Below are 24747 nucleotides of genomic sequence, written 5' to 3'. Positions count from 1 at the left end.
GACGTTGGGGGCTTAGGTACGTGTCTTTGTGGCTGAAAATCTGGGTCGCTCGAAGGCGGAGACCTGGCGGCCGCGGCTGCGGGCGGGGTGAAGGGATTCGGGCGAGCGTTGAATTCGGGGCGTCGCTCTGTTTCGGAACGGGATAGATAACCTTAGGTAGCGCGAGCGTGAAGCGACTCAAAGCAAATAACCCATTTTCGGTTATACGTTGAACCGAAAATGGGTTGAGGAAAAAAAAAGACTTTCGCTCGTCGGCGGTGGACTAGAAGCCGATGCTCGCTCCGCCGTCCACGGGAAGAATGGTGCCGGTGATGAAGGCGGCTGCCGGAGAGGCCAGATAGACCGCTGCCCAGCCCACGTCGCTCGGCTGGCCAAGCTTGTGCATCGGCGTGCGGCCGAGGATCTTGTCCTTGCGGGCCTGATCGTTGTCCAAGGCTTTGCGAGACATCTCGGTCTCGATCCATCCTGGAGCGATGGCGTTGACTCTCACTCCATTCGGCGAGAGCTCCGTGGACAAGGAACGCACCATGCCGAGGTGGGCGCTTTTGGCGGCGCTGTAGGCGATGACCTGTGGGATGCCGAACAGCGAAGCCATGGACGCGGTGAAGAGAATGCTGCCCTTCTGGCGCTCGACCATGCCGGGCGCGATGGCCTTGATGAGGGCGTGGGTGCCGATGACGTTGGTGTTGAGAACGGCGAGAAACTCGTCGGTGCTGGTTTCCAGGGCGGCCTTCTTGAGGTGCTTGCCAGCGTTGTTGACTAGGCAGGTGATGGGGCCGAGCTTTCCTTCCACGCGTGTAGCCAGTCGGTCGGCCTGATCCATCTCCGTGATGTCGTGCACGAAGTAGTGGGCTCGTTCGCCCAGTTCGCTCACCGCGCGGGAAAGCTCTTCTTCGCGTCGGCCCACGAGAGCGACCGTAGCCCCCGCTTCGTACATGCATTGGGCGATGGCCTGTCCGATGCCGGTGCCGCCGCCTGTGATGAGAGCGGTTTCGCCTTCGAGAGAGAATATTTGTGGAAAACGCATTGGAGTGTTGAGTGCGAGGTTTCGAGAGGGTGAGCGAAGCGTTGCGGAATTAGCAACCGAGGATTTTGAGAGCTGCTTTCATGTAGCCCATAGCGTAGGCCATGCCAGCGTGCCAGGGAGCGGAGCAGGACATGGACGGGCAGTGGTCAGGAATCAGCACGCCATCGAACTGGTTCCGTTTCAGGATTTCCAGAGCCTTGATCATGTCGATGTCGCCATCGTCGATGAAGGTTTCCTTGTAGGTCGGCACCTTGCCGCGCACGTTTCGAAAGTGCACGTAGCCCAAGCGATTCTGAGCGGAGTAGGTGTCGATGGTTTCATAGATGTCGCCCTCGGTCATCTCGGCGAGTGAGCCGATGCAGAATTCCAGCTTGTTGGCCTGGCTTGGATTCAAGTCGATCAGCTTCTGGTACAGGCTCGGCTGGTAGACGAGGCGCGGCTGTTGTCGGACCGTCGGCATCGGCGGGTCGTCCGGATGCGCTGCCAGCGTCACGCCAGCCTCCTCCGCGACGGGCAGAACCTCGTCGAGGAAACGTTGCAGACGGTCCCATAGCTGATCGTGGGTGGCGGAAGGCACCGTGCCCTCGGGAGCGTCGGGATCGTAGATCATGTTCCAAACCATGCCGTTATGCATCGGCTTGTCGTAAGGTCCCTCCATGCCGACGGAAGGAGCTTCGCCACGAGCGTAGGGACCGGTGGTGCGGCCGGCCACGCCCGCGATGGAAAAATTGTAGCCCATCACTGGGATGCCCGCTTCGCCCATGCGACGCAGGATGGTCTTCACGTTTTCGATGTGCAGGGGGCGTTTCGGCCCGTCCAGGAGGATGTCGTGCCAGTGGGCCGGGTCGAAGTTCTCGATGGCTTCCAGCGTCAGACCGTGGGCCTCCACTTCCTTGCGCAGAGAAACCATGTCCTCCAAGGTCCAAAGCCGCTCCGCGTCGCCTGCCAAGCCCCATCCCCAGTCGTCGCCGGTCGGCTGGTCGTCCGTGTCCGAGTGAGCGCTTCCTCGAAAGTAATCGACGAAATGGGCCACGATGTGCGTGGCGCCCGCCTGGCGAGCGAAACGGAAGTTGTCGCTCGTAAGCATGTGTTTGTAGAGTCCTAGACCGAGTTTCATGTGACGTTGAAAGATTGCTGCCAATCGCCAATCTTCAGCAGGCGAAGTGCTATGCGGATAGCCTACGAGCGGTTAGATTCGAGGAAAATCGCCGAAGAGCGATTACACGTTGACTCCTAGTGAGGCGCGACGATTAGAAATCATGTGTGCGGGTATCAGAATTGCGAATCCCAAGATCGGTTTTCCGAGCGTCTTCGGGCGAGGGCTGATCGATGCCCGGGAAGGGCTAGGCCTGCGAGGAGCGTGACAAGGCGACTTTTCCAGCCTGCAAGGTGGCGATGATTTTATCAACATCGTAGACCGATCCGCTCCAGGTTCCTCCGCTGGCGTCCTGCAACGCGGCCCAGAGCCGCGTGTCGTCGGGCAGCTGCGGGTGGGCGGCGATGGCCGGGTTGATCGGTCGTCGTTCCAGAATGCGCGCCGCTTGCTCTGGATCCAGAGGAGCCTCTGGATCTTCGCCTACGAAGTCGATGCGTCCGGTGAGCTGAAGGCGATCCACTAGGATTTCGACGAAGTCGCCATCGAGCAGCTTGCCGATGGGACCGCCCGCCAAGGCTTCCGGACCGATGTGTCCGATGCAGGCTCCGGTGGACACGCCAGAGAAGCGGGCGTCGGTCAGCACTGGGATCCGATTGCCCCAGGGCAGGTGTTTCAGAGCGGAGGTCAGCTGGTAGGTCTCCTCCATGCCGGTGCCCGCCGGCCCGCATCCCGCGAGCACGATGGCCTGGCCAGGGCGCAGGGCGCTTTCGTCCTGAGCTTTTATGGCTCGAATGGCATCGCGCTCGCTCGAAAACACCCGGGCTTGACCGCGGAAACGGTAGCATTGGTCCGAGTCCACTACGGAGGGGTCGATCGAAGTCGCTTTGATGACTGAACCCTGCGGGGCGAGGTTTCCGGTAGGGAAGACCAGGGCCGATGTGTATCCGGACTTTCGGGCGACTTCGGCCGAGAAGATGACATCGTCCGGATCCACGCCGTCGAGCTTCTGCAAGCGCTCACGAGCGATCTTTCGGGACTCGCTTCGCTCCCACAAATCGAGATTCTCGCCCACGGTTTTTCCGGTCACGGTAAGGAGATCCAAATGCAGCAGGCCCATTTCTCGCAGATGCAGCATCACCTCGGGCACGCCGCCCGCCATGTAGACCTGCACGGTTGGATGGTTACGCGGTCCGTTGGGCAAGGCATCGACCAGACGAGGAGTGGCCCGATTGACGCGTATCCAATCCTCTACGACAGGAGGTTTCAATCCAGCGGCGTGGGCGATGGCGGGGATGTGCAGGAGCAAATTGGTGGAGCCGCCGAAGGCCGCATGGACCAGCATGGCGTTTTCGAATGCTTCCTGCGTCAGTATTCGAGATATGGATATGTCGAGCCGGGCGAGCTGCAGCAGCGCTGAGGCGGAGCGTCGAGCCATTTCCAGCCAGACGGGCTCGCCGGACGGGCACAGGGCGGTGTGCGGCAGCGAGAGCCCGAGGGCTTCGGAGATAACCTGACTTGTCGCCGCGGTGCCTAGAAACTGACAGCCGCCGCCCGGCGAGCCGCAGGCTTTGCAGCCCATTTCCGCCGCGTAGTCGTAGGAAATGAGTCCGTGGGTGAAGCGAGCTCCGATCGTTTGGACTTTGCCTGCGTCCTCCGCCCCCTTCGCCGGCAAGGTGACGCCTCCCGGCACGATGATGCCAGGGAGCTTCGAACTGCCAGCGAGAGCTAGCAAGGTAGCGGGCAATCCCTTGTCGCAAGTGGCCACGCCCATGACGCCTTTGCGGCGTGGCAGGGAGCGAATCAGACGTCGCATGGTCATGGCGGCGTCGTTTCGGTAGGGCAGGCTGTCGAACATGCCAGTGGTGCCTTGCGAGCGACCATCGCAGGGATCGGAAACCGTCGCGGCGAAGGGCAGGCCTGCTTGCTCGGAAATGGTTCGAGCCGCTTCCTTGACCAGTCGATCGATTTCCCAATGGCCCGTATGGTAGCCAAGGGCGATCGGCGAACCGTCCTCGGCTCGCAAGCCTCCCGATGTGCTGACGATGAGGAAAGGGTCTCGCCCGATCTCCGAAGCCCGCCAGCCCATGCCCGCGTTTTGCGTGAGACCAAACAAGTCGCCGCTTGGCGACTCCCGTAGTTGTTCTTCGGTTACGGGCAGTTTTCCGCTTGGCCCTTCGCCTGTGGTGCGCGTGTTGAGCAAAGCGTCTCGCGACGGGAGAAAGCGGATCGAAGCTGAGTCTTGGGGCACGGGCGAAGTGGAGCGTAGAGATTTAGGGGGGGAGGCGTGGCACGGCGGCCACGCCCTGAGTTTTAGAGGTCTTTGGTGGACCAGGCTCCGTCGATGTAGCGAAGCAGTTTTCCAGTCGGGTTCTTGTCCTGCAACGCGAGCGGCAGGCGCTCATGCCTCACATTGTCGTAGCTATGCAGGGCGCTGAAACGAATCACTGTGGCCGGGAAGCCGACCGCTGTGAATCCCGGGTGTCCAGTCGATGGATACGGGCCACCGTGATTCATGGCGGGACTGACCGCTACGCCGGTTGGCACCTTGTCGTTGAGCAAGCGGCCGACTTTGAAGCGAAGCTCGCTAGCGATCGCTTGATAGGCTTCGTCGTCGGTGGACGATTTGCTGGAGTAGATGCAGCCGGTCAGGTTTCCTTCCAAAACCGTCACGATGGCCTGCATTTGCTTGAGGCTTTCCGCAGCGACCAGCAGGCAGACTGCTCCGAAGGCTTCGCTTTGCAGCTGCTCGGGATTTTTCAGGAACTGGCTTCCGGAGACGCGCAGCAAGGTCGATCGGTAGCCGAAGTGCGTTTGCGAAGCGGGCTCGCCGCCTGCCAGGATTTCCGCTCCGGAGTCGACCAGTTTGCCAACTGTCTCCGCCACCGTCTTTTCTCCGCCTTCGGTGAGCAAGACGCCTGGCGCGGTTTGCTGAAACTTGTTTTTAAGCTGCTGGATGAACTCGTCGGTCTTCGCCCCGCTGGGCAGGATGACCAGACCAGGCTTGGTGCAGAACTGGCCCGCTCCGAGGTTGCAGGAGCCATGCAGCTCATCGGCGATTTCGCTGCCGCGTTCCTGTAGTGATCCCGGCAATACGAAAACCGGATTCACGCTCGACATCTCTAGGTAGATGGGCGTGCCCGCCTTGTCGGCAGCCTCTTTGAGGGCGAGTCCACCTGTTCGGCTCCCGGTGAAGGCGGCGGCCGCGACGTCGGGATGCGAGACCAGACGTTTGCCGTTCTCCGGCGCGACGTGATAGAAAAGCTGCACCGTGGCTTGCGGAAGCCCTGCCGTTTTCACGGCTTGATTGGCCAGCTGAGCTAGCAGTTCGGTGGTGTGGGGATGGGCCGGGTGCGATTTGGCGATGACCGGATTCCCCGCTGCGATGGCTGCCGCGAAATCACCGCCGGCGATTCCGTTGTAGGCGAAAGGAAAGTTGTTTGGGCCGAACACTACGACTGGCCCGCCTAGCGGCCCGTGCACCGAGCGGATGTTGGCCGTGGTGTCGATGGTGGGGCGAGCCCAGTCGCCCGCTCGAGCGGCGGCGGCGGCCTGACGGAGTTGATTGACGGTGCGGGGGATTTCGACTTCGGCGAGACGAGGACGAACGGGAAGGCCCGTTTCCAGATGGGCGGTCTTGGCCAGCTCTTCGGTTCGCGTTTCGATGAGTCGCGCGTATTCATCCAGGAACGACGCGATGGCTTCGGTGGGTGTTTTCGCGAGGACGCGAGCGGCTTCGGAAGCGTGGCCGATCATCGCTTCGATGTCCTGCCAGCTGGACACCGGGAATTCGCGCTCGCTAAGGGTCGAGCGGTCGGATGGGTTGCGAGCGTGGAAGCTGTCTTCCGGTTTTTTGGCGGCGAGCCACTGTCCGTTGACGAGTAAGTTTTGCATAGTAAAGTCGGGTTGCGGTTAGGTCTTCGGGCTAAGGTACAGGGTAACCTGTTCGTCAATCGACGGGATTCTCCAGGACCAGGCCGTCGATGTCGATGCGAACTCGGTCGCCTGAGTTCAAAGTGAAGGCTTCGCTCGGCACCACGCCGGTACCGGTCATGAGGAAGGCCCCGTTTGGCTGGTCGAGCTCCCTGACCAGAAAGTCGGCGAGCTGGGAAAAGGGACGTTTGATCTGCGAGGTGCGGGTTTCGCCTTTGAAGGCGGTTTCGCCTAGGCGCAGGATTTCCAGCCGAATCGGTAGATCGCTCAGCTCGCTTTGGTCCGCGATCCGAATGCCTGGGCCGAGGGCGCAGGATCCGTCGTAGACTTTCGCCTGCGGCAGATAGAGCGGGTTTTCGCCTTCGATGCTGCGGGAGGAAACGTCGTTTCCCACGGTGTAGCCTAGGATCTCGCCATGACGAGTGAGCACCAAGGTGAGCTCCGGCTCCGGCACGTCCCAGGCGCTGTCGGCCCTCACTCGAATCGGCTGCTGGTGGCCTTTCACCCGCCAGCCGGTGGCTTTGAAAAACAGCTCTGGCCGCTCCGCTTCGTAAACCTTCTGGTAGACGTCCTTGCTTTGCGATTCCGCCTCTCGGGCCATGCGGCTGCTGAGGTAGGTGACGCCGCTGGCCCAGACCTCCTGATCGGTTTCGATAGGAGGCAGCAGCGGCGCTTCGCCGGTCGGTTCGGACGTGGCGAGCTCGCTCAAGCTCTTGCGAGCTTCGTCGAGCGGCGTCGCGAGCAGGCGGGAGAGGCTGAACTCTGGCGGAAGCCATGAGCCGTTCAAAGCCCAGCGAGGTTGGTCGGGAGTGGAGTGACGCGTCAGGTACATGGAACTTTTCTTATTTGCCGCGAGCGGCGAGCATAGGGGTTGGTCCGCGGCGAGGCGACCGCAGGAAGTGGATTAGCATGGGTCAGGGAGAGGAGTCCTAGGGAAAGAGTCGGCGGAGCGGAAACCGAGCGTAGGGAAACGTTCAAATCTGGCGAAGCTAATTTGTGAGAGCGCCGGCGATTCGCTGCAGATCGCTTCACGTCAGGGATTTTGAGGTGGAAACTTGCGGGACTTTGATGAACGGTTTCGGCCATGAAGTATCGCAGATATGGCCGCACTGAAATCGAGATGCCCGTGATCACCTGTGGAGGGATGCGGTTTCAGCAGTCCTGGTCGGATATGCCCATGGAAGAGATCAAGAGGGGTGGGCAGGCCAATCTCGAGGCGGCGATCCGCTTTTCTCTAGAAGTCGGGGCCAACCATATCGAGACCGCCCGCGGGTACGGGACTTCCGAGATGCAGCTAGGCCAGGTGCTGCCGCGATTGAATCGCGAAGAGCTTATCCTGCAGACCAAGGTATGCCCCGAGGAGGATGCGAAGGTGTTTTTGGAAAACTTCGAGAAATCCATGGCGTATCTGAAAACCGACTACGTTGACCTGTTTTCCATCCATGGGATCAACAATCAGGAGCTGCTCGACTGGACCTTGCGCGACGGAGGATGCATGGAGGTTGCCCTCAAGCTCAAGGAGCAAGGGCGGGTGAGGCACATCGGCTATTCCACCCATGCCAGCGAAAAGGTGATCTGCGCGGCAAACGCCAGTAACGCCTTCGACTACTGCAACGTGCATTGGTACTTCGTCAACGAGCTCAATTGGGAGGCCATCGAAGTCGCAGCTGGCAACGACATGGGCGTTTTCATCATCAGCCCGAACGATAAAGGGGGCAAATTGTACGAACCCTCGGAAAAGCTCGTCGAGCTGTGCGGCGACCTGCATCCCATGCAGTGGAACGCTCTGTTTTGTCTCTCGCGTCCGGAAGTTCATACCCTAAGCATGGGAGTGAGCTGTCCTCAGGATTTCGATACGCACCTCGAGATGCTTGACCACTACGACAACGCCTACGAGGTGATGGCTCCCATCGAAAGGAAGCTGCGGGCCGAGCTGGAGAAGACGCACGGGTCGGACTGGTGCGCTGGCTGGTGGAAGGGATTGCCGGAGTGGGACGAGTTGCCCAAGGGGGTGAACGTGAAGGAGATCCTGCGACTGTGGACCTACGCCAAAGCTCTCGACCTCGTGCCATGGGGCAAGATGCGCTACAACCTGCTCGGCAACGCGGGCCATTGGTTTCCGGGAGAGAAGGTGAGCGACTACGATCGCGGCGAGATGAAGGAGAAGCTAAACGGCAGCCCCTTCGCCGACCGCATCCCGGACATTCTCGAGGAAGCTCACGAGATGTTCAACGACGTGGAAGTAAAGCGCCTGAGTCAGAGCGATTAGGGAGCGGCCAGACCGGCGGTCTGCGCCCGCTTCGGGCGCGGGCGAGGCGGTTCTTATATTTAGGTTGCTAGCTGGGGCGGGGCAGGGCAGCTTGGGCTCCGCTTCCACCTTTCATGTTCAATTCCCACAATCAGGCGGTTTCGGACCTTTGTCTCATCCACAACCTCTTGGGTGAAAAGCAGCTAGCATCGCTCAAGGCCGCCGCGCAGGCGAGAGGCCATTCGCTGGCGGATGAGATCCTTCAAAGCAAAGCCGTTTCGCGGTCTGTTTTTCTGGATACGGTGGCGAGCTATCTTGGATTGGAGCGCTTGAAGGAGGCTCCTTACGACATCCCGACGGAGACGGTGGCTTTGATCGAGCCTAGCTTGGCGCGCATGCATGGCGTGGTGCCCGTCGATTCCGACGAGCGTCGGCTGGTCATCGTGTCGGAAGACCCGTTCAACACTAGCGTGGTGGAGGATGTGGCCTTTTCGGTGAATCGGGATGTGGTGATGCGGGTACTGGATCCGCAGGTGGTTGGGGAGCTGCTGGATGTCTACTACCGCCCAAAGAACGTCGACTATACGGGCATACTCGAAGAGATCGATCTGGACGAGCTGGGAGGCGAGGAGGACCTGACAGCGGACGATCTGCTCAGCCGAGCGGGGGAGACGCCGATCATCCGTTTCGTGAATCTGGTGTTGGCCCAGGCCATCAAGGACAAGGCCTCCGACATCCATTTCGAGCCATTCGAGAAGGAGTTCAAGATTCGCTACCGCATCGATGGGGCGCTCTACGAGATGTCTCCGCCGCCTCGCGAGCTGGCGGTGCCGATCATCTCAAGGGTGAAGGTCATTGGGGCGTTGAACATCGCGGAGCGGCGGGTTCCGCAGGACGGCAAGGTGCGGCTGGTGGTGTCGGGGCGGCATGTGGATCTACGCATTTCCACCTTGCCCACGCAGTTCGGCGAGAGCGTGGTGCTCCGTGTGCTCGACCAGAGCGCTACCTCGCTCGATCTGATGACTCTGGGCATGCCCGACGATGTGCGTGAGGCGGTGGAGCTCTCGATCGCGCGACCCAACGGGATATTCATTTCCACCGGCCCGACAGGGTCCGGTAAGACCACGACCTTGTACAGCTGCTTGAAGCGGCTCAATCTGGTGGAGTCCAAGCTCATGACCGCCGAGGATCCCATCGAATACGAGATCGACGGCATCATGCAGGTCGCGGTGAACGCGCACATCGGCTTGAGCTTTTCCAGCGTGCTGAAATCGTTTCTGCGACAGGACCCGGACATCATCATGGTCGGCGAGATCCGGGATTTGGATACGGCCCAGATTTCCATCCAAGCTTCGCTCACGGGGCATCTGGTTTTGACGACCTTGCACACCAACGACGCCTCCGGAGCGGTGACGCGGCTGATGGACATGGGGATCGAGCCGTTCCTGATTTCGTCCTCGCTGGAGGCGGTGCTGGCCCAGAGGCTGCTTCGCAGGATTTGCTCGGATTGCCGCCGCGCCTATCTGCCCGATGCCGCTTTGCTGCAGCAGCTCAACCTGGATCCGACCATCCTGCAGCAGAAGGAGTTTTTTCAGGGGACTGGCTGCGAGACCTGCGCCAATACGGGCTATTCCGGTCGTTTGGGCATTTTCGAGATGCTGCGGATTTCGGAGTCCGTGCGGGAGCTGATCAGCGAAGGCAAGCCGGCCGTGGCCATCCGCGAGCAAGCGATCCACGAAGGCATGCGCACCCTGCGTGAGGATGGGCTGAGAAACATTTTCACGGGTGTCACTTCGGTGGACGAGGTGATACGATACTCCTGAGAGAGAAGCAGATGGCGAAATTCAAGTTCACAGCAGTCGATGGCGAAGGCCGGGAGCGTCGGGGCATGATCGAGGCCCCTTCGAGGCAGCAGGCATCCAAGCAGATACGCAGCTATGGACTGACGCCGGCTCGCGTCCATGTGGCGAAGACTGAGAATACCAGCGGCGATGGCACGGTACGGGTACGTTCCTCCAAAAAGCCGATGTACTTCGGCTCCGCCATCAAGAAGAAGGCTTTGGCGGAGTTCACCCGCAAGCTGGCCACCTTGCTGCAGGCAGGCCTCACTTTGCTGCGCTCGTTGGAGGTCCTTATCGACCAGGAGAAAAACGTGGTCTTCCGCTGGATCCTGTTGGAGCTGACCGAAAGCATCCAGTCCGGCAGCACCTTTTCCGACGCCTTGGCGAAGTTTCCCCGCGAATTCGACTTTCTCTACGTCAACATGGCTCGAGCTGGCGAAGCGAGCGGCATGCTCGAGGTTTCCTTGGCTCGTCTGGCGACCTACTTGGAAAAAACCGAGCGCATGAAGGCCCGGCTGGCCTCCGCTATGACCTATCCCACGGTGGTGATGATCGTATCCAGCCTGATCGTGGTCGGTCTGCTGATCTTCGTGGTGCCGAACTTCCAGCAGATCTTCGTGGACGAACTAGGCGAGGACGCGATCCCTAAGCTCACCGTTTACGTGCTCGGCGTTAGCGGGTATCTGGTGCGCCATTGGTATCTGGTTTTCGGCGGTGTATTCGTTTTATACCTACTGAAGAAGCTGTTCGGGATGACGCCTTTGGGGCGAAGCGTCTATGATTGGCTGACCCTGCGCCTGCCCGGCTTGGGCGACTTGAGCACTAAGGTCTACGTGATTCGTTTCTCTCGCATGCTGGGGACCCTGATCGAGAGCAGCGTACCGATACTGGAGGCCTTGCGCATCACTCGCGATGGCTGTGGCAATACGCATGTGATGAACGCCGTGGAGCGGGTGCGTCTCCGGGTGAAGGACGGCGAGGGCATCGCTAGCACCCTGCTGGCGACGAAGATATTTCCTACCATGGTGCCAAGCATGATCGAAGTGGGCGAGGAAACGGGAGACCTGCCCGACATGCTCAACCAGATAGCGGACGTTTACGACGAGGAGGTGGACAACGCGATCTCCTCGCTCACCTCCCTGGTGCAGCCCTTGATGATCGTGACCCTCGCCATTGCGGTGGTGTTGATCGTGCTCGCTCTCTTTCTCCCGTTCATCGAAATCATGCAAAGCTTTGGAAACGGGTAGCGCCGCGCCGCTCTGGCAGCGCCGTTGGCTCGCAACTATCGATTCTCGAGCGCTCGCTGAAGCGCCGCCAGGTCGAGCAGCGCCCCCGGTCGCACGCCGTTTTTTTTGAACCACCCCGACTCGACCTCCAGCACGTAGAGCAGATCGTCGCGAATGGAGCGGCGACCCTGCGTGTCGTTGGCATACATGGGATAGATTTCGCGCAGCACGCCGTCAGCGGTGAAGTAGCCGATGTCTATCGGGAAATCGACGTTCTTCATCCAAAACGACATTTCCTGGGGCTCCTTGAAAACGAAGAGCATGCCATGGTCGGGCTCGATGCCGTCGCGATACATCAAGCCGCGTCGCTGCTGCTCGCGCGTCAGGGCAAGCTCCATCTTCAGCGTGACGTCGCCCACCGAAATGAGGGGCAGATCGCTGGAGACCGCTTCGTGGGGAGGGTTCGTCTCCTTGCAGGCCGACAAGCCTAGAACGATGGAGAGCGAAATCGCCAAGGGTAGCAGAAACCGATTCAACATGGGATAGGAAATGAATCGGCGCCGCTCCTTTGAGCAAGCTTCAATGCCGGGTCTTCCCCGCCCAAAAAGTTGCCAGGCCGTCGAGGGAACGGCCTGGCAGGGTGGTGTGTTGTGTGTGGGTGGGAAATTTTGGCTTCGAAGCTAGGATGAGCTCGGCGCCTTTTCAAGCTCTCTTTGGCTCCGAGAAATTGCTTAACATTTCTAGCATAGGACAGGCTATGTCTGACCCTGGGTGGTATTCTCGTGCCATGAATCAGATCAATCGACTGGAAGAGACATGGAGCCCCAATTGGGACCTCGGAACGCAAGACGAGTTCAACTTTTTCGCTGAGAGCGAATCGACGCAGAAGGAGCCTGAGGCACGTCGAACCGGCTGGAGCTTGGCGAGCAAGGAGTTGCTGAATCGGCAGGGACGCATCGACGCTCGTCTCGATGCTGGCGCCGCGAGCCTCGGCGACTTGATCAAGGTCTTCGAAACCTTGTATGTGGATGGAGGGAATGATGAGTAAGCAAGAGAAGAGCATTCTGATGCTGGACAGCCGCAGCGAAAACATGGTGAGACGATTGCTCGAGCTGCCAGCTATGATTCGACTTCGCCGTCAGCGCCGCTTGCTACTGGGCTCCAGTGGCTGCCTCGTCAAGGCGACGGACTGGGTGTCCTAGCTGGAAAGAGGAGGTCGGCCGCAGGAATGAACGGCTCCCTCGCTTTCGAGGGAATCGGCTTGCGCAAGGGCCAGAAAGGTTCGGGAAGCGCTTCCCGAGCCTTTCTGTCTTTGTCGATTGGATACGGGCTACTTGTTCGCTTGAACGAGCATGCTGTTGGCCCGTTCGAAGGCTTTGATTCTTTGTACGCCTTCGAGTCCGGTGCCCCACCAGTCGTCGAGGTGGACCTTCACTTTGGCCCCTGCTTTCTTGACCGTTTTGACGAAGGAGTTCACATGCGACTTGTAGTCGTTTTCCGACCACTTCCCGTAGGCTACGAAGACGTCTTTCGGATAGCTGTCAGGTGGGGACGAGATCGAAAGCTTGGCGAGATCGCTTTCGCTCAGAGAACTGTCTTTCGAGGCGAGGGAGAGATAGTTGCCGCCGCTCGCCTTGTCATTTTTTCGCAGATCCACGAGATCGTAGACACCGTTGATGCAAACCACGGATTGATAGAGGCCTGGAGAATGGATCGGCGCGTAGGCAGCCAGCCAAGCTCCGGATCCCTCTCCTCCGATGTTTATTTTCTCGGAATCGACCAGCCCGGTTTCGATAAGGACCTTGGCTGCGTCCTCGATGTCCTCCAGGGTTTGCTGCACGCCCGCCTTGGTCGAGGTATCGATGGCAAGGGGGCCGAGCACGCCTTCGCTGCCGCTGTAGTTGATTCTCAATACAACGAATCCGGAATCGGCGAAGTAGTTTGCTTCTGGGTGCCATTCGGGGCGATCAAGGTCGGTCCAGACTCCTTTTCGGATCCAGATGAGCAGCGGCGAGGGCTTGCCGCCGCGTTCCGCTGGGACGGTGAGGATGGCGGTGAGGTTCTGGCCGTCGCGATTCGGGATTTCCACAAGTCGTGAGACTCCGGATTCGCCTGGCTTGACGCGTCCTCCGTTTATGAATACGGCGGTGTAGGTTTCTGACTCGAGGTTCGCGTAGATGAATTGGGTCGGGAGCATGGGGATGAATCGTTCGATCATCACCTTCGTGCGCTCTCGATTCCAGTCGATCAGGCGGTTCACGGAGCCCGGGAGCTTTCCGTCGACGGTATCCTGAATCTTTTGCATTTCGGGGTCGGACCAGAAGGTTGTCCTAATGGTGGAGTCGAAATGCAACCCGAGCACTTCGCCGGTGGCGGGTTCGAACACGGTACGGCCGAAAGTGTCGATGGAATACTGATCCTGGTCGGCGAGCACCTGTTTCGGCTCGTCCTCAAAAATATCATACAGGTATACGGAGGGAAGCGGTGTATTGATCTGGCCGGATACGATCGCCTGGTCGCTCGTTTTCACGATGCCGTGGACTTTGTGCCATTGTTGCAGCTTGTTGAGTTTTGTCTCTGCGTGGTCGTCGGTGGCGAGGGCGTACCAGCTGAGTCCATCCCCGTCGTCGCGCTTCACCATTCTGAGTTGTCCGGAGACGTCTGCCACCGCCTCCAAAGCTTGGCTGTCCGCTTGGTAGACCAGCTTGGGCTGCGTGGGGCGCGTTGCGTCGTATTCATAAACGCGCTTCATGCCATCGGCATCCGGGCTTTCGGTTTCCAGGACCAGAAAGCGTGTGGATTTCGGGATCACGCGCAGGATGGATCGCTTTCCTTCCTTGGCGACGCGCTCGGGGGCGCGGTCGCCCAACTTGTAGGTATGCAGCCAGTTCGCCTGATCATCGCCTTCGCTCATAATGGCGAGGTACTCGTCGGTCAGCCATCGGATATCGGTGACTCGGGCGTTTCCCCCTTTGCCGTTGCTCACGCTGAGCGGTTCCGACTTCATGTCGGCAGTGGAGATGATTTGGATACGGCGATTCTCTTCGCTGGAGTCCTCGAAGGACACGATGTATTTCCCGCTGGGAGAGAGGGAGACCTCGCTGAAAACCGGTTGGATGAGAAAGCGGGTGGAATCAGCGAAGACGCTGGCCGTGAGGACGCAAGCGGATGCAAGAAGCAATCCGAGTTTGGGTAGTCGGAGTTCGTACATGATGGTTCGGGGATGAGATGAATGGGGGACGCCTTTGGCGCCGAGGCAGGTCGGTCGGGTGAAGCGCGTTGGGGAGACTACTACCTCATAAGGCTCAAACCATAGCGATTTCAGCGCTCAGCTCAAGCTCATGACAGTCCGTTATTTTGCGGATGTCGCATGGCGTCGCCGCCTGAGCGGACCGGCTGCGCTGCGATTTGCAACGGCTTTCAGTCGCGATCCAAGACGATCCAACGCGTCGTGTCGATCTGTTCCGGACGGGCGTTGGGCTCGATCTGAGCGGTGTCGAGTCGCTGCAGCCATTTGGATGCCGTATCCGATTTCGCGCGACGCAGCAGAGAGCTGATTTGCTTGCGTCGCTGCTGAAAGATTTCCCGCAGGAGCTTGGCCCCATCTGCAGAGAAGCGGTAGGGAGTCTGCTTGCGTCTCAAGTGGAGCAACGTGGAGCCGACATCGGGTTTCGGGTAGAAGCAGGAGCCAGAAACGTCGTGACCGGGCAGCACCTCGAACGCGGCGCGCAGAAACACGCTGATCGCTCCAAACTGCTTGGTGCCCGCTTGGGCGGCGTAGCGCTGAGCGGCCTCCTTCTGCAGCATGAGCGTCATCACGCTGGGAAGCCTCCCTTCCAGCACGGCCGCCATCCACGGCGTCGAAATGGCGTAGGGCAGGTTGGCCACGATCTTGTAGTCAGGAGCCTCTTGGGGTAGGTCGCCCAGCGGAAAGTCCAGCGCGTCGCCCTTGATCAGGTGCAGGTTCGCAGTCTCCTCGGCGATGCTCTGCATATGGTTTCCCAGAACGGGATCCTTTTCCACCGCGTGGACGACAGCGCCGGCCTCCAGCAGGGCGCGAGTCAAGGTCCCCAGACCCGGACCGATCTCCACCACGGCGTCGCCCGGCGCCACCTGAGCGAGCTCCAGCGACTTGCGCACGATGTTTCCATCGATGAGAAAGTTTTGACCCAGCTGCTTCTTCGGTCGGTGTCCCAGCTGCTCCAGCAAGGCTCGGGTCTGTGAGGGCGAGAGAGGCATGCTCGGACGAGGATTAGATGGGGCGAAGCGAGGTTCGGATCGGGGGCTACGCTTGATGGAAGTCCTTCATCAGCTGGGCGGTGTCTGGCGCCTTCATGAGGGCTTCGCCTACCAGGATGGCCTTGGCGCCGCAGGCCCGAGCGCGAACCGCGTCCTCGCGATTCCAGATGCCGCTTTCTGAGACGGCGATGACGCCTTTGGGAAACTGGGGGATGAGGCGTTCGGAGAATCCCAGATCGGTCTTGAAAACGGCCAGATCGCGATTGTTGACGCCGATGATCGTGGCGTTCTGTTTCACGGCCCGCTCCAGTTCCGATTCGCTATGGATCTCGTAGAGCGAATCGAGGCCCGCCAGGTCGGCGGCGCGCCGCAGCGCGGTCATCTGCTCGTCGCTCAAGGCTCGCACGATGATCAAGATGGCGGAGGCTCCGGCTTGGGCCGCTTCCAGCACTTGAATCGGGTGCAGCATGAAGTCCTTGCGCAGGCAGGGGATGCCGCGAGACTCGTTCTTAAACTTCTCGGTGACCGAGCTGAGGTCTTCCAAGGCGCCGCCGAAGTATTTGCCGTCGGTGAGAATGGATAGGCAGTCGGCTCCGGCCGAAAGGTAGGTCTCGGCCTGCTCGACCGAAGGTCCGAGGTCCTTGATCGCTCCGGCGGAGGGCGAGCGTCGCTTGATCTCCGAGATGACGGCGAGGCCTGTCGGCGCCTCGAGGGCCTGCAAAAAGCTGCCGCGCTGCGCCGCCTTGGGAGCGAACGCGGCCAGTTCGCCATCGTCGACCGGGCGGATGCGATCGGCGATCTCTTGCGCCTTCCAATTCATGATCTCGGTGAGCTTGTCCATAGCGTTGGGAAAAAAGAAGCTATGCCACATGATGGGAACGCCCTGTCAATGCGAACGTTTTCCGCGTCCCCGAGCGACTTGGGTTTTCCGGTCGCCCAGGAGGTTCGCAATCTGGCATTGCTTCAGGGCGGTGGCTCGCGCTTGATGGGGCGCGTGAGTTCAATGGAACAATTGCTTGAAACGATGGCTCGACTGCGAGGCCCCGGCGGGTGCCCTTGGGATATCGAGCAGGACCACCAGTCGATCGCCCAATGCCTGATCGACGAATGTAGCGAACTGTTGGAGACGATAGACACGCTCGACATGGATCACATGCGCGAGGAGTTGGGAGACGTGCTGCTGCAGGTCGTTTTCCACGCGCAGCTGGCCAAGGAGGAGGGGCATTTCGATTTCGAGGCGGTCGCGGCCGAGGTGAACGAAAAGCTGATCCGCCGCCACCCGCACGTCTTTGGCGATGTCGATCTGGAGGACTCCGATCAGGTGCTGCGGCAATGGGAGCAGATCAAAGCCACCGAAAAGCTCGACGGAGCGAAGAAGGAAACGGTTTTCAAGGACCTGCCTCCCGCCCTGCCGTCGCTGCTGTTCGCGTACGACGTTTTCAAGCAGATCAAGAAGAAGGCGTTGCCGGTTGGGCGCAGCGTGGATATGGAGGCGATCGAGGCCATGGCCTCGGAGCTGGACGAGGAATCGGCGGGACACATCCTGTTTGAAATCGCCGCGGCGTGCCGACTGAAAGGCATCGACCCGGAAAGCGCCGCTCGCAAGTTCGCCCGTCGCGTCATGGCCGAAAGCGAGGCGTTGACGAACGAGCCCAAGGCTCAGGGGCAGGCGGGCTGATCGATCGTTCGAGTCCGAGATGAGCGCGAATCAGGATTGGCGGTCCCGTTGGCTGGAGCCTTTCGAAAGGCACCTGTCGGGGGAGCGCCGTCTATCCGTGTATACGGTTCGCAACTACATGGCCGCCTTGGAAACCTTTTTCCAGTTTCTGCGGACCGAGTCGAACTGGAACGGGGATGTGAAGCGAATCTCCCTCGCCGATTCGAGGGATTTCGTGATCGAGCAGCAGCGACGCGTCTCGCGCCGCACGGTGCACAACTACGTTTCCGGCCTGCGGACCTTCTTCAAGTTTTGGATACGCAAAGGGGAGCTGGAGCGCAGCCCATTGACGGGGCTCACCTTGCCGAAGCTGCCCAAGAAGCTGCCCGCGTTCATGACCGAGCGCCAGATCAAGCTGCTGCTCGAAGGCCCGATGCGGCTGCTGGAAAACGAGGCGATTTCCCCGTTTCAGGCCTGGCGCGATCGTCTCGTGTTGGAGCTACTCTATGGGGCGGGCTTTCGGGTGAGCGAGCTATGCGGGCTGACCTACGGGCAGGTGAGCTTCGACGAAGGTGTCGCCCGTATCGTAGGCAAAGGCGGCAAGTCGCGCCTCTGTCCGCTCGGCCGCGTCGCCATGGCCGTGCTGGGAAAGTGGAGACGCGAATTCGCCGCATCCACCGCCTACGACGCTCCGGTAGTGGTGAGCAACAAAGGGGCGAAGTGGTCGCCACGCGCCATCCAGCTGCTGCTCAAGAAGTACCTCGCTCTCGCGGATCTGCCTATGGACCTGACGCCGCACAAGATCCGTCATTCCTACGCCACCCACTTGCTGGACAACGGTGCGGACCTGCGCCTGGTGCAGGAGCTGCTCGGGCACAGCAAACTGTCCACCACCCAGATCTATACCCACGTCAACATCGGCCGCTTGAAGGACGTTTTCGATCAGGCCCATCCGAGAGCCTGACTCGGGGCTGCTAGCCCTCAGCGACGGGCCAATCCCCTCAGCGTAGTGGCGTAGGTGTTTGTATGGAGTTCTAGCTAGACGCGCACGCAGAAACGGATTGAAAGTTTCCCTTAGTCTGTTTGGGTGTTGCCATCCCATGCCGATACCTCGCAACAATCCCCGAAAACGCGCCCCGACTCTTGCCGACGTAGGACGCGCCGCAGGTGTTTCCGCCATGGCGGTTTCCGCTGTCCTCAATGGTGCGAGCTCCTCTGTCCGCATTTCCGAAGAAACGCAGAAGCGGATTCGAAAAGCGGCGAAGGAGCTGAACTACCGCCCGAACATCGCGGCCCGGGCCCTGGTCAATCGTCGCATGAACACGCTGGGCGTGTTCTTCGTGGTGGAGGACCACGAGTTGAACAACTACTTCCTCGCGGTTTTCAACGGCATCATCGACGCCGCGTCCAAGTATCAGCAGAACGTGACGGTTTTCACTTTGGATACTTGGTCCGATGCCAAGTCGCAGCTCGAAAAAGCCTTCGATGGCCGAATCGACGGCATGATCCTCATCGCTCCAGTAGTCACGGCGGAGTTCGCTAGCGGGCTCGATCCGAATATTCCAGCGGTATCGCTGCACGCCAACGCCGAGGTGGATGGCATGATCAACATCGAGTCGGACGAGCGGACTGGAGCGCGTGAGATGGTCGAGCTGCTGCTGCGAAAAGGGCACCGTCGCGTCATGCACCTGAGCGGTCCGAGGGGGTTGATCGGCGTCGAGCGCCGCATCGACGGGTACCGCGAGGCCTTGCAGGCGCAGGGCGTGAAGCCGGAAGAGAAGCTGCTGGTGTCCACGGACTATTCGGAGGAAGGAGGGCGTTCCAAAATGCGGGCTTGGCTTAAGAAGAATCAGGGCCTGGATTTGCCCGACGCCATTTTCTGCGCCAACGACTCGATCGCTCTCGGCTGCATCGAAGCGCTCGCGGAAGCGGGCATTCGGGTGCCGGACGACGTGTCGGTTTGCGGATTCGACGATACCCTTATCGCCCGCGCCACGGTGCCTCAATTGACCACCGTGCGCCAGCCGCTCAAGGCGATGGGAGCGGAGGCGGTCGACATTTTGATGAAACGGATCTCCAATGGCGAAGACGCCATCAAGGACCTGGGCAAGGTGGTGGTGCACCCCACCGTATTGGTGGAGCGCAGCTCGGTGCGCGATCTCAGCGCGTCCTAGTCTGGAAAGCCCGCCGGTCGGCTTCTTGGCGAATTCGACCGGACGGCGCGAGCGGCTCTAGCGCCTCACCGTGACCGAAAGCGGCAGGTCGCGAGACGAGCTTCCGATGCGGATGACATAGTCTCCCGACTCGATGCGAAAGGCGGCCTGCTGCTCGTCGTAATGCTGAAAAACGGATTCCGGCAGGTCGAGGCTTACGAGCTTGCTTTGCCCAGCGTCGAGGTCGACCTTGCGAAAGGCGGCCAGTTGACGAACGGGACGATTGTCGAGCGTATCCGGAAACTCGATATAGGCTTGCACGGTTTCGGCTCCGGATAGGTCGCTCGAATTTGTGATTTCCAGCTGTATCGATCCATCCGATACATGGGCGTCCCCAAGCTCGAACTGCGAATAGCTAAGGCCGTGGCCGAAGGGGTAGAGCGGCTCCAGCTGGTGGGCGTCGAGCCATCGGTAGCCCACGAGCAATCCCTCCTTGTAGCGCACGGTCTCGCCGTCTCCCGGAAAGGCGTCAAGGGCGTGCGCCCCGATCTGGTCCAGACTTTTGGGAAGGGTGAAGGGGAGCTTGCCGCTGGGATTCGCTTTGCCCAGCAGGACGTCGGACAGGGCGTTGCCGGTTTCCGATCCATTGTACCAGGCCCAGACCAAGGTGTCGCTCTTGGCGTCCACTATGTTGAGATCGACCGGAGCTCCGGCTACCACTACGGTGAGGATGTTGGGATTAACCGCCTTGAGAACGGTGAGCAAGGCGTCTTGTCCGAAGGGCAAGGTCAGGTTTTTGCGATCGGCGGCTTCGGATTCCACATCCCGGTTGGTGCCGGCTACGAAGATGACGAGGTCGGCGGCTCGAGCGGTTTCGATCGCTTCCTCGAGTAGAGCAGGATCGAGGGCCTGGTCGATGGTTTGCTCCCAAATCGGGACCCAGCCTTCACCTGTCTTGAAATAGTTGGGACGATAGCCGCGGGCGTAGGTCAGTTCAACCGAATCGCCGATGGCGTTTTGCAGACCCTGCAGGGGAGTGACTTCGTAGCGAGCTTTGACGCTGGCTCCGAAGCCGCCCATGGCTTGCTGGCGGGTGGCGTTGTCTCCGATGACGGCGATGCGCTGGTACTTGCTCGGATCGAGCGGCAGCAGTTTGGCGTGGTCTTTCAGCAGCACGATGGCGTTTCGAGCGACTTCTCGCACCAGCGCGGAATGCTCCTTGGTGTTGATCGCCCCTTGGGCTCGATCCGGATCGGTCTTGCCGGTGGCCAGCATCACCCGCAGGACGCGTCGGGCCGCTTCGTCGACCTCGGATCGAGCGACCGCTCCGGATTTCACCCCTTCGATGAGCGGCTGGGCGAAATAGTAGTTTTCGAAGTCCGCTTCGGTGCCCATCTCCACGTCGAGCCCGGCTTCGATGGACGCTTTGGTGGAGTGGGTGGCGGCCCAATCGGATACGACGATGCCCGGGTAGGCCCATTCGCCTTTCAGAATCTCGTCCAGCAGGTATGGGTTTTCGCAAGCGTAGGTTCCGCGGATGCGATTGTAGGCTCCCATGACGGCTCCCGGCTGGTAGGTTTTGACGATGCTTTCAAACGGCCGCAGATAGAGTTCGCGGAAGGTGGTTTCGTCGACCTCCACGCTGATCGAGCCGCGATTGGTTTCCTGATTGTTGGCCACGAAGTGTTTCACGCACGCGAAGACGTCTTGGCTTTGCACGCCTTTGACGTAGGGACCCGCCAAGCTCGCAGTCAGAAAGGGCTCTTCGCTGAAGTACTCGTAGTTTCGACCGCAGAGCGGGGTGCGGATCACGTTGATGGAGGGAGCCAGCAGCATGTCCTTTCCGCGGGCCCGCGTTTCGGCTCCGATCGCCGCGCCGTAGCGTTCGGCCAGGTCCGGATCCCAGGTGGCGGCCAGAGCGGTGCCGCTTGGAAAATAGGTGGCATAGTCGTCGTCGCGTCCAGCGGGATTCCAGGAGTCGCGTTCGATCTCCTCGCGCACGCCGATGGGGCCATCCGTGTAGGCCATCTCGCTAATGCCTAGACGAGGAACGCCGCCCGAGTAGAACATGCCGGAGCCGTGCAGCAACGACACCTTTTCGTCCAGTGTCAGCTGATCGAGCACGGCCTCCACTTCGGCGTCGCTAACGCGGCTGAAAAACGGTTCTGTTTCGTCGCTCGCAGCGAGGCTGTTTGAGGAAAGGAGCAGCGCTCCCGCAAGTAAGGATGTTAGGTGCTTCATGGTGAAATGGTCTGTTAGATGCTCGGGGTCGTTTGAAAGGATGGCTGCATGGATGAAGAGGCAGAGCGAGGTCTAGGTCCGACTGGCGTGACCGTCTTCAGGAGAACGCGGCTCCCCGGCGACGGCTCGCTGGCGCAAAGGACTCTCAGTCGCGCGGGAGCGAAACGCTGCAGGCTTTTCCGTTGTAGCTGATTCTCGTTTCGCTCAGCGACGCATGCTCGAAGGCGTCGCCTTCGATTCTGCTGCCATCTACGATTTTGAAAAAACGCTTCTCTAGCATGCCCTCAAAAGCGCCCTGACGTTCGCCGATGCTGAGCTCGCGGTCACGGTCGCTCCAGCGAAACTCGATGCAAGTGTATTTGAAATTTTCATACTGATAGGAAAGGCCGTCGTCCTCGTAGAGAAGGAAGGTCGCATCCGCTCCGGGATAAATCCTAACTTCAACGGTCTCGTTCGCGTGCTGTCCGGTGAACTGCTGCTCTGGGCCGAGGAAGAGAAAGCTGCCTGCCCGTGCGAAGAGAGCGAGATCCTCTAAGGGCGCTTCGACGGTCACGCTTCGCCCTCCAGAGAATCGGCGATTGCTCTGCAAGTGAAACCAATCGCTGCCGTGCGGAAGGTAGACGGATCGCTGGCGCGCTTGATGTTCGACAACCGGAGCCACCATCAAGCAATCGCCGAAAAGAAACTGGTCTTGGACATGGGCCGCTCGCTCGTCCTCCGGGAAGTCGAAGGCGAGCGGCTTCATGATGGATGATCCACGATGAGTGACCGCCCCGGCGAGCGAATAGATGTAGGGGAGAAGTCGATACCGGAACTTTGTGTAGCGGAGCATCGACTGATAGACGGGGTGACCAGGAGGCGCGATGTTGAAAGGCTCGCGCGGAGGGAACTGTCCGTGCGAGCGAAAGATGGGGCAGAAGGCGCCGAACTGGAACCAGCGAAGCTGCAGCTCTCTCCATTCCTCTCTATCGGCGTCGCTGCTCGGGCGCTCGAAGCGCGGCTCGACCGCGAACCCTCCGATGTCGCTGGTCCAATAGGGAATGCCGGAAGCGCAGAAATTGAAGCCAGCGGTGATTTGGTTCGCCAGGTCCTGCCAGCTTGCGGCGACGTCGCCGCTCCAAGTCGTGGCACTGTAGCGTTGTTGTCCGGAGTGGCAAGAGCGGGTAAGAATGAAGACGCGCTGATCCGGCTTTTCGCTTCGCTGCCCCTCATAGACGGACTGTGACGCATGGATCGAGTATGCGTTGAAAACGCGAGCCCCGCTCCCTTTGCTCGTCGGGTTCATCCGTAGTTTTCGCTCCAATACAGAGGTGTTGGAGTGAATGTCCGCTTCCGTCGCATCGATCCACCAGGCGTCGACGCCGAGCGAGAAGAGCTTTTCACTGATCCCCTGCCAGAAGGCCTTGCCAGCTTCCGGGTTGAACGCGTCATAGAAGCTGGATACATAGCCCGGTCCAACCCAGTCTTTTTCTCCAAGTTCCACATTTCGAGGATAGATCCAGCCGTTTGCGTTCATCGATTTGTAGTTCTCGGTTGAAGTATAGAACTTTGGCCAAACCGAGATCATGAGGTGAGCATTCAAATCCTGGTGAATCGTATCCACCATCGCTTGCGGGTCTGGATAGCGCTCTGGGTCGAATTCATGATCTCCCCAGGAGTCCTCCGGCCAGTAGAACCAATCCTGCACGATGTTGTCCAAGGGCAATCCCAGTTCTCGGAACCTTCGCGCGGTGTCGAGCAGCTCCTGCTGCGTTTGGTAGCGCTCGCGGCATTGCCAGAAGCCGTACGCCCAGCGTGGCATCAATGGTGCTCGACCGGTGAGTATTCGGTAGTTCGATACTACTTCGTTTGGAGTTTGTCCATGAACGAAATAGTAGTCAATCAGCTCGCCCACTTCCGAATTGAGAATGATTTGCTCTGCGAGCGAATCAGGAGCAGGAGGGAGGCATTTGAAGGCGTGGTACCCGTCGTCGCAGATCCAATCGATCCGGATGACGAGGGGGGCTCCCGTTTCGAGATCCAGCTCGAATTCGTTGGTCCACGGCATCCAGTTCTGGCGCCAGCGATCGACCAGCAGTTTTCCGTCCACCCAGATTTTCGTATAGGAGGAGCCATACAGCTGAAATCTATGCGTACCGGATTGTTTGGCTTCGATCGTACCCTCCCAGCGGATACTTCCGGTTTGAAAGCTGAAATCCTTCGGCGCGTCGCCGGGAATGTCGGGAATGAACTCGTAGGCCTGCTCGCTCTCCAGTCGCATTGCGAGCGCTTCCTGGAAATCGGCATCCTTGTAGTAGGTTGCGCTGAGACCGCCGGTTTGGCCGTCCCTTCCGCGAAGAACCAGGGCGGAAAGATCGGTCATCGGGCGCGGGTCGCCGAAGCGGGTGATGGAATCGTTGTCCCATAGCAGTCCCCAACGCTGGTCGGTGACGAAAAAGGAGGTGGCAGCGACGACGTTTTGCTGCGATAGCAGGACGTCTTTGCCCTTGTAGTTCGCAACGCGGTTTTGGTGACTGCCGAGACCGTGGATGGTCCTAACGGAAGGAGCGTCGAAGCGCTGTTCGATCTGATAGGTTTCTTCGCCCAGTACGGTGGATGGGATGAAAATCCGACCGTTCGGGGATTCCGCGAGCAGCTCGAATCCGTTTTTATCGAAAAAGCTTACGCGTGTCGAGAACTTGGATACGCGGGCCTCTATGGTATTCGTTTCAAGCGATACGGTGTTTTCCCGTTCGCGTATTTCCCATTTCGTCGCGGAGCGGGACGTTTGCTCGAGGACCATGCAGCTTTGCTTGGCCGGCCACTGATTCAGGGGCGTGCAGAGAACGCGAATAATATCCTCGTTGACCACTTCCAATCTGAGGAGGCCCTGCTCGTAGATGAACTCGAGCCCTTTGTCCGTCCGGCGCCATGACGGATTGGATACGAGCGCCGTACGGCTTTCTTCGAACTCCACCAGATCGCGGGAAGCGTACTGCGAGCCATCCATCACGGCGCCATCGTTTGGTGGGGATTGAGACATTTAGAAGAGGGACGTTTTCGTGATTGCTGAAGAAGTGGTTTGGATAAGGGAGGCAGGGCGAATCGCC

Annotated in this window: 19 protein-coding genes; 8 read left to right on the top strand and 11 right to left on the bottom strand. The window is 59.9% G+C overall.

The features are described 5' to 3' along the window. Positions 1-262: 262 nt before the first annotated feature. From QEH54_RS02900 to QEH54_RS02880, 5 genes are all read right to left on the bottom strand, one after another. Positions 263-1027, bottom strand: coding sequence for an SDR family oxidoreductase (locus QEH54_RS02900; protein WP_309017120.1), 765 nt, complete (start codon positions 1025-1027; stop codon positions 263-265). Between the two features lie 49 nt (positions 1028-1076). Then, entirely contained in the window at positions 1077-2144 is a 1068-nt protein-coding gene (locus QEH54_RS02895) for a mannonate dehydratase (RefSeq protein ID WP_309017119.1), read from the bottom strand. A 226-nt stretch (positions 2145-2370) separates the two neighbouring features. Then, complete coding sequence (locus tag QEH54_RS02890; protein WP_345785634.1) at positions 2371-4323, bottom strand: YjhG/YagF family D-xylonate dehydratase; 1953 nt, start codon at positions 4321-4323, stop codon at positions 2371-2373. Between the two features lie 110 nt (positions 4324-4433). Further along, on the bottom strand, positions 4434-6014 hold the full coding sequence (locus QEH54_RS02885) for an aldehyde dehydrogenase (NADP(+)) (RefSeq protein WP_309017117.1): 1581 nt from the start codon (positions 6012-6014) through the stop codon (positions 4434-4436). Between the two features lie 55 nt (positions 6015-6069). Continuing rightward, the gene (locus QEH54_RS02880; RefSeq protein ID WP_309017116.1) at positions 6070-6885 is read right to left on the bottom strand and encodes a fumarylacetoacetate hydrolase family protein; all 816 of its coding nucleotides are present in this window, start codon (positions 6883-6885) and stop codon (positions 6070-6072) included. Between the two features lie 252 nt (positions 6886-7137). On the opposite strand from QEH54_RS02880, the gene QEH54_RS02875 reads away from it, so the two are divergent. From QEH54_RS02875 to QEH54_RS02865, 3 genes are all read left to right on the top strand, one after another. Further along, positions 7138-8322 carry an aldo/keto reductase gene (locus tag QEH54_RS02875; protein WP_309017115.1) on the top strand — a complete coding sequence of 395 codons (1185 nt, stop codon included), beginning with the start codon at positions 7138-7140 and terminating at the stop codon, positions 8320-8322. 113 nt (positions 8323-8435) lie between these two features. Continuing rightward, positions 8436-10124 (top strand): GspE/PulE family protein, encoded by a 1689-nt coding sequence (locus tag QEH54_RS02870; RefSeq protein WP_309017114.1) that lies wholly within the window; start codon positions 8436-8438, stop codon positions 10122-10124. An 11-nt stretch (positions 10125-10135) separates the two neighbouring features. Then, positions 10136-11389, top strand: coding sequence for a type II secretion system F family protein (locus tag QEH54_RS02865; protein ID WP_309017113.1), 1254 nt, complete (start codon positions 10136-10138; stop codon positions 11387-11389). 35 nt (positions 11390-11424) lie between these two features. Here QEH54_RS02865 and QEH54_RS02860 read toward each other — a convergent pair whose 3' ends face one another. After that, the gene (locus QEH54_RS02860; protein WP_309017112.1) at positions 11425-11907 is read right to left on the bottom strand and encodes a DUF192 domain-containing protein; all 483 of its coding nucleotides are present in this window, start codon (positions 11905-11907) and stop codon (positions 11425-11427) included. Between the two features lie 248 nt (positions 11908-12155). On the opposite strand from QEH54_RS02860, the gene QEH54_RS02855 reads away from it, so the two are divergent. Together QEH54_RS02855 and QEH54_RS02850 are read left to right on the top strand one after the other, a co-directional pair. Then, positions 12156-12416, top strand: a complete 261-nt coding sequence (locus QEH54_RS02855) for a hypothetical protein (RefSeq protein ID WP_309017111.1) — start codon at positions 12156-12158, stop codon at positions 12414-12416. After that, the gene (locus QEH54_RS02850; RefSeq protein ID WP_309017110.1) at positions 12406-12570 is read left to right on the top strand and encodes a hypothetical protein; all 165 of its coding nucleotides are present in this window, start codon (positions 12406-12408) and stop codon (positions 12568-12570) included. Before QEH54_RS02855 ends, QEH54_RS02850 begins: the two co-directional genes overlap by 11 nt. 128 nt (positions 12571-12698) lie before the next feature. Here the strand turns inward: QEH54_RS02850 and QEH54_RS02845 are convergent, their stop codons facing one another. The 3 genes from QEH54_RS02845 to QEH54_RS02835 all read right to left on the bottom strand — a co-directional run bounded on the left by QEH54_RS02845 (position 12699) and on the right by QEH54_RS02835 (position 16448). Beyond that, a complete protein-coding gene (locus tag QEH54_RS02845; protein WP_309017109.1) occupies positions 12699-14579 on the bottom strand; it encodes a prolyl oligopeptidase family serine peptidase in 1881 nt (626 codons plus the stop codon). Between the two features lie 209 nt (positions 14580-14788). Beyond that, positions 14789-15607, bottom strand: a complete 819-nt coding sequence (gene rsmA / locus QEH54_RS02840) for a 16S rRNA (adenine(1518)-N(6)/adenine(1519)-N(6))-dimethyltransferase RsmA (protein WP_309017108.1) — start codon at positions 15605-15607, stop codon at positions 14789-14791. A 46-nt stretch (positions 15608-15653) separates the two neighbouring features. Beyond that, the gene (locus QEH54_RS02835) at positions 15654-16448 is read right to left on the bottom strand and encodes an indole-3-glycerol phosphate synthase TrpC (RefSeq protein WP_309017107.1); all 795 of its coding nucleotides are present in this window, start codon (positions 16446-16448) and stop codon (positions 15654-15656) included. A 183-nt stretch (positions 16449-16631) separates the two neighbouring features. Here QEH54_RS02835 and QEH54_RS02830 point away from each other — a divergent pair, with 183 nt between their 5' ends. The 3 genes from QEH54_RS02830 (at position 16632) to QEH54_RS02820 (ending at position 19438) form a co-directional block, all read left to right on the top strand. Beyond that, positions 16632-17285 (top strand): MazG family protein, encoded by a 654-nt coding sequence (locus QEH54_RS02830; RefSeq protein ID WP_309017106.1) that lies wholly within the window; start codon positions 16632-16634, stop codon positions 17283-17285. Positions 17286-17304: 19 nt separating this feature from the next. Then, positions 17305-18228: a tyrosine recombinase XerC gene (locus QEH54_RS02825; protein ID WP_309017105.1), complete on the top strand. Its 924-nt coding sequence runs from the start codon at positions 17305-17307 to the stop codon at positions 18226-18228. A gap of 136 nt (positions 18229-18364) precedes the next feature. Continuing rightward, a complete protein-coding gene (locus tag QEH54_RS02820) occupies positions 18365-19438 on the top strand; it encodes a LacI family DNA-binding transcriptional regulator (protein ID WP_309017104.1) in 1074 nt (357 codons plus the stop codon). Between the two features lie 57 nt (positions 19439-19495). Here the strand turns inward: QEH54_RS02820 and QEH54_RS02815 are convergent, their stop codons facing one another. Continuing rightward, a complete protein-coding gene (locus QEH54_RS02815) occupies positions 19496-21658 on the bottom strand; it encodes a glycoside hydrolase family 3 C-terminal domain-containing protein (protein ID WP_309017103.1) in 2163 nt (720 codons plus the stop codon). A 145-nt stretch (positions 21659-21803) separates the two neighbouring features. Continuing rightward, complete coding sequence (locus tag QEH54_RS02810) at positions 21804-24680, bottom strand: TIM-barrel domain-containing protein (RefSeq protein ID WP_309017102.1); 2877 nt, start codon at positions 24678-24680, stop codon at positions 21804-21806. Positions 24681-24747 lie beyond the last annotated feature (67 nt).

The sequence above is a fragment of the Pelagicoccus sp. SDUM812003 genome, assembly GCF_031127815.1.
Classification (GTDB): domain Bacteria; phylum Verrucomicrobiota; class Verrucomicrobiia; order Opitutales; family Opitutaceae; genus Pelagicoccus.
This window is presented reverse-complemented; position numbering and strand designations above follow the sequence as displayed.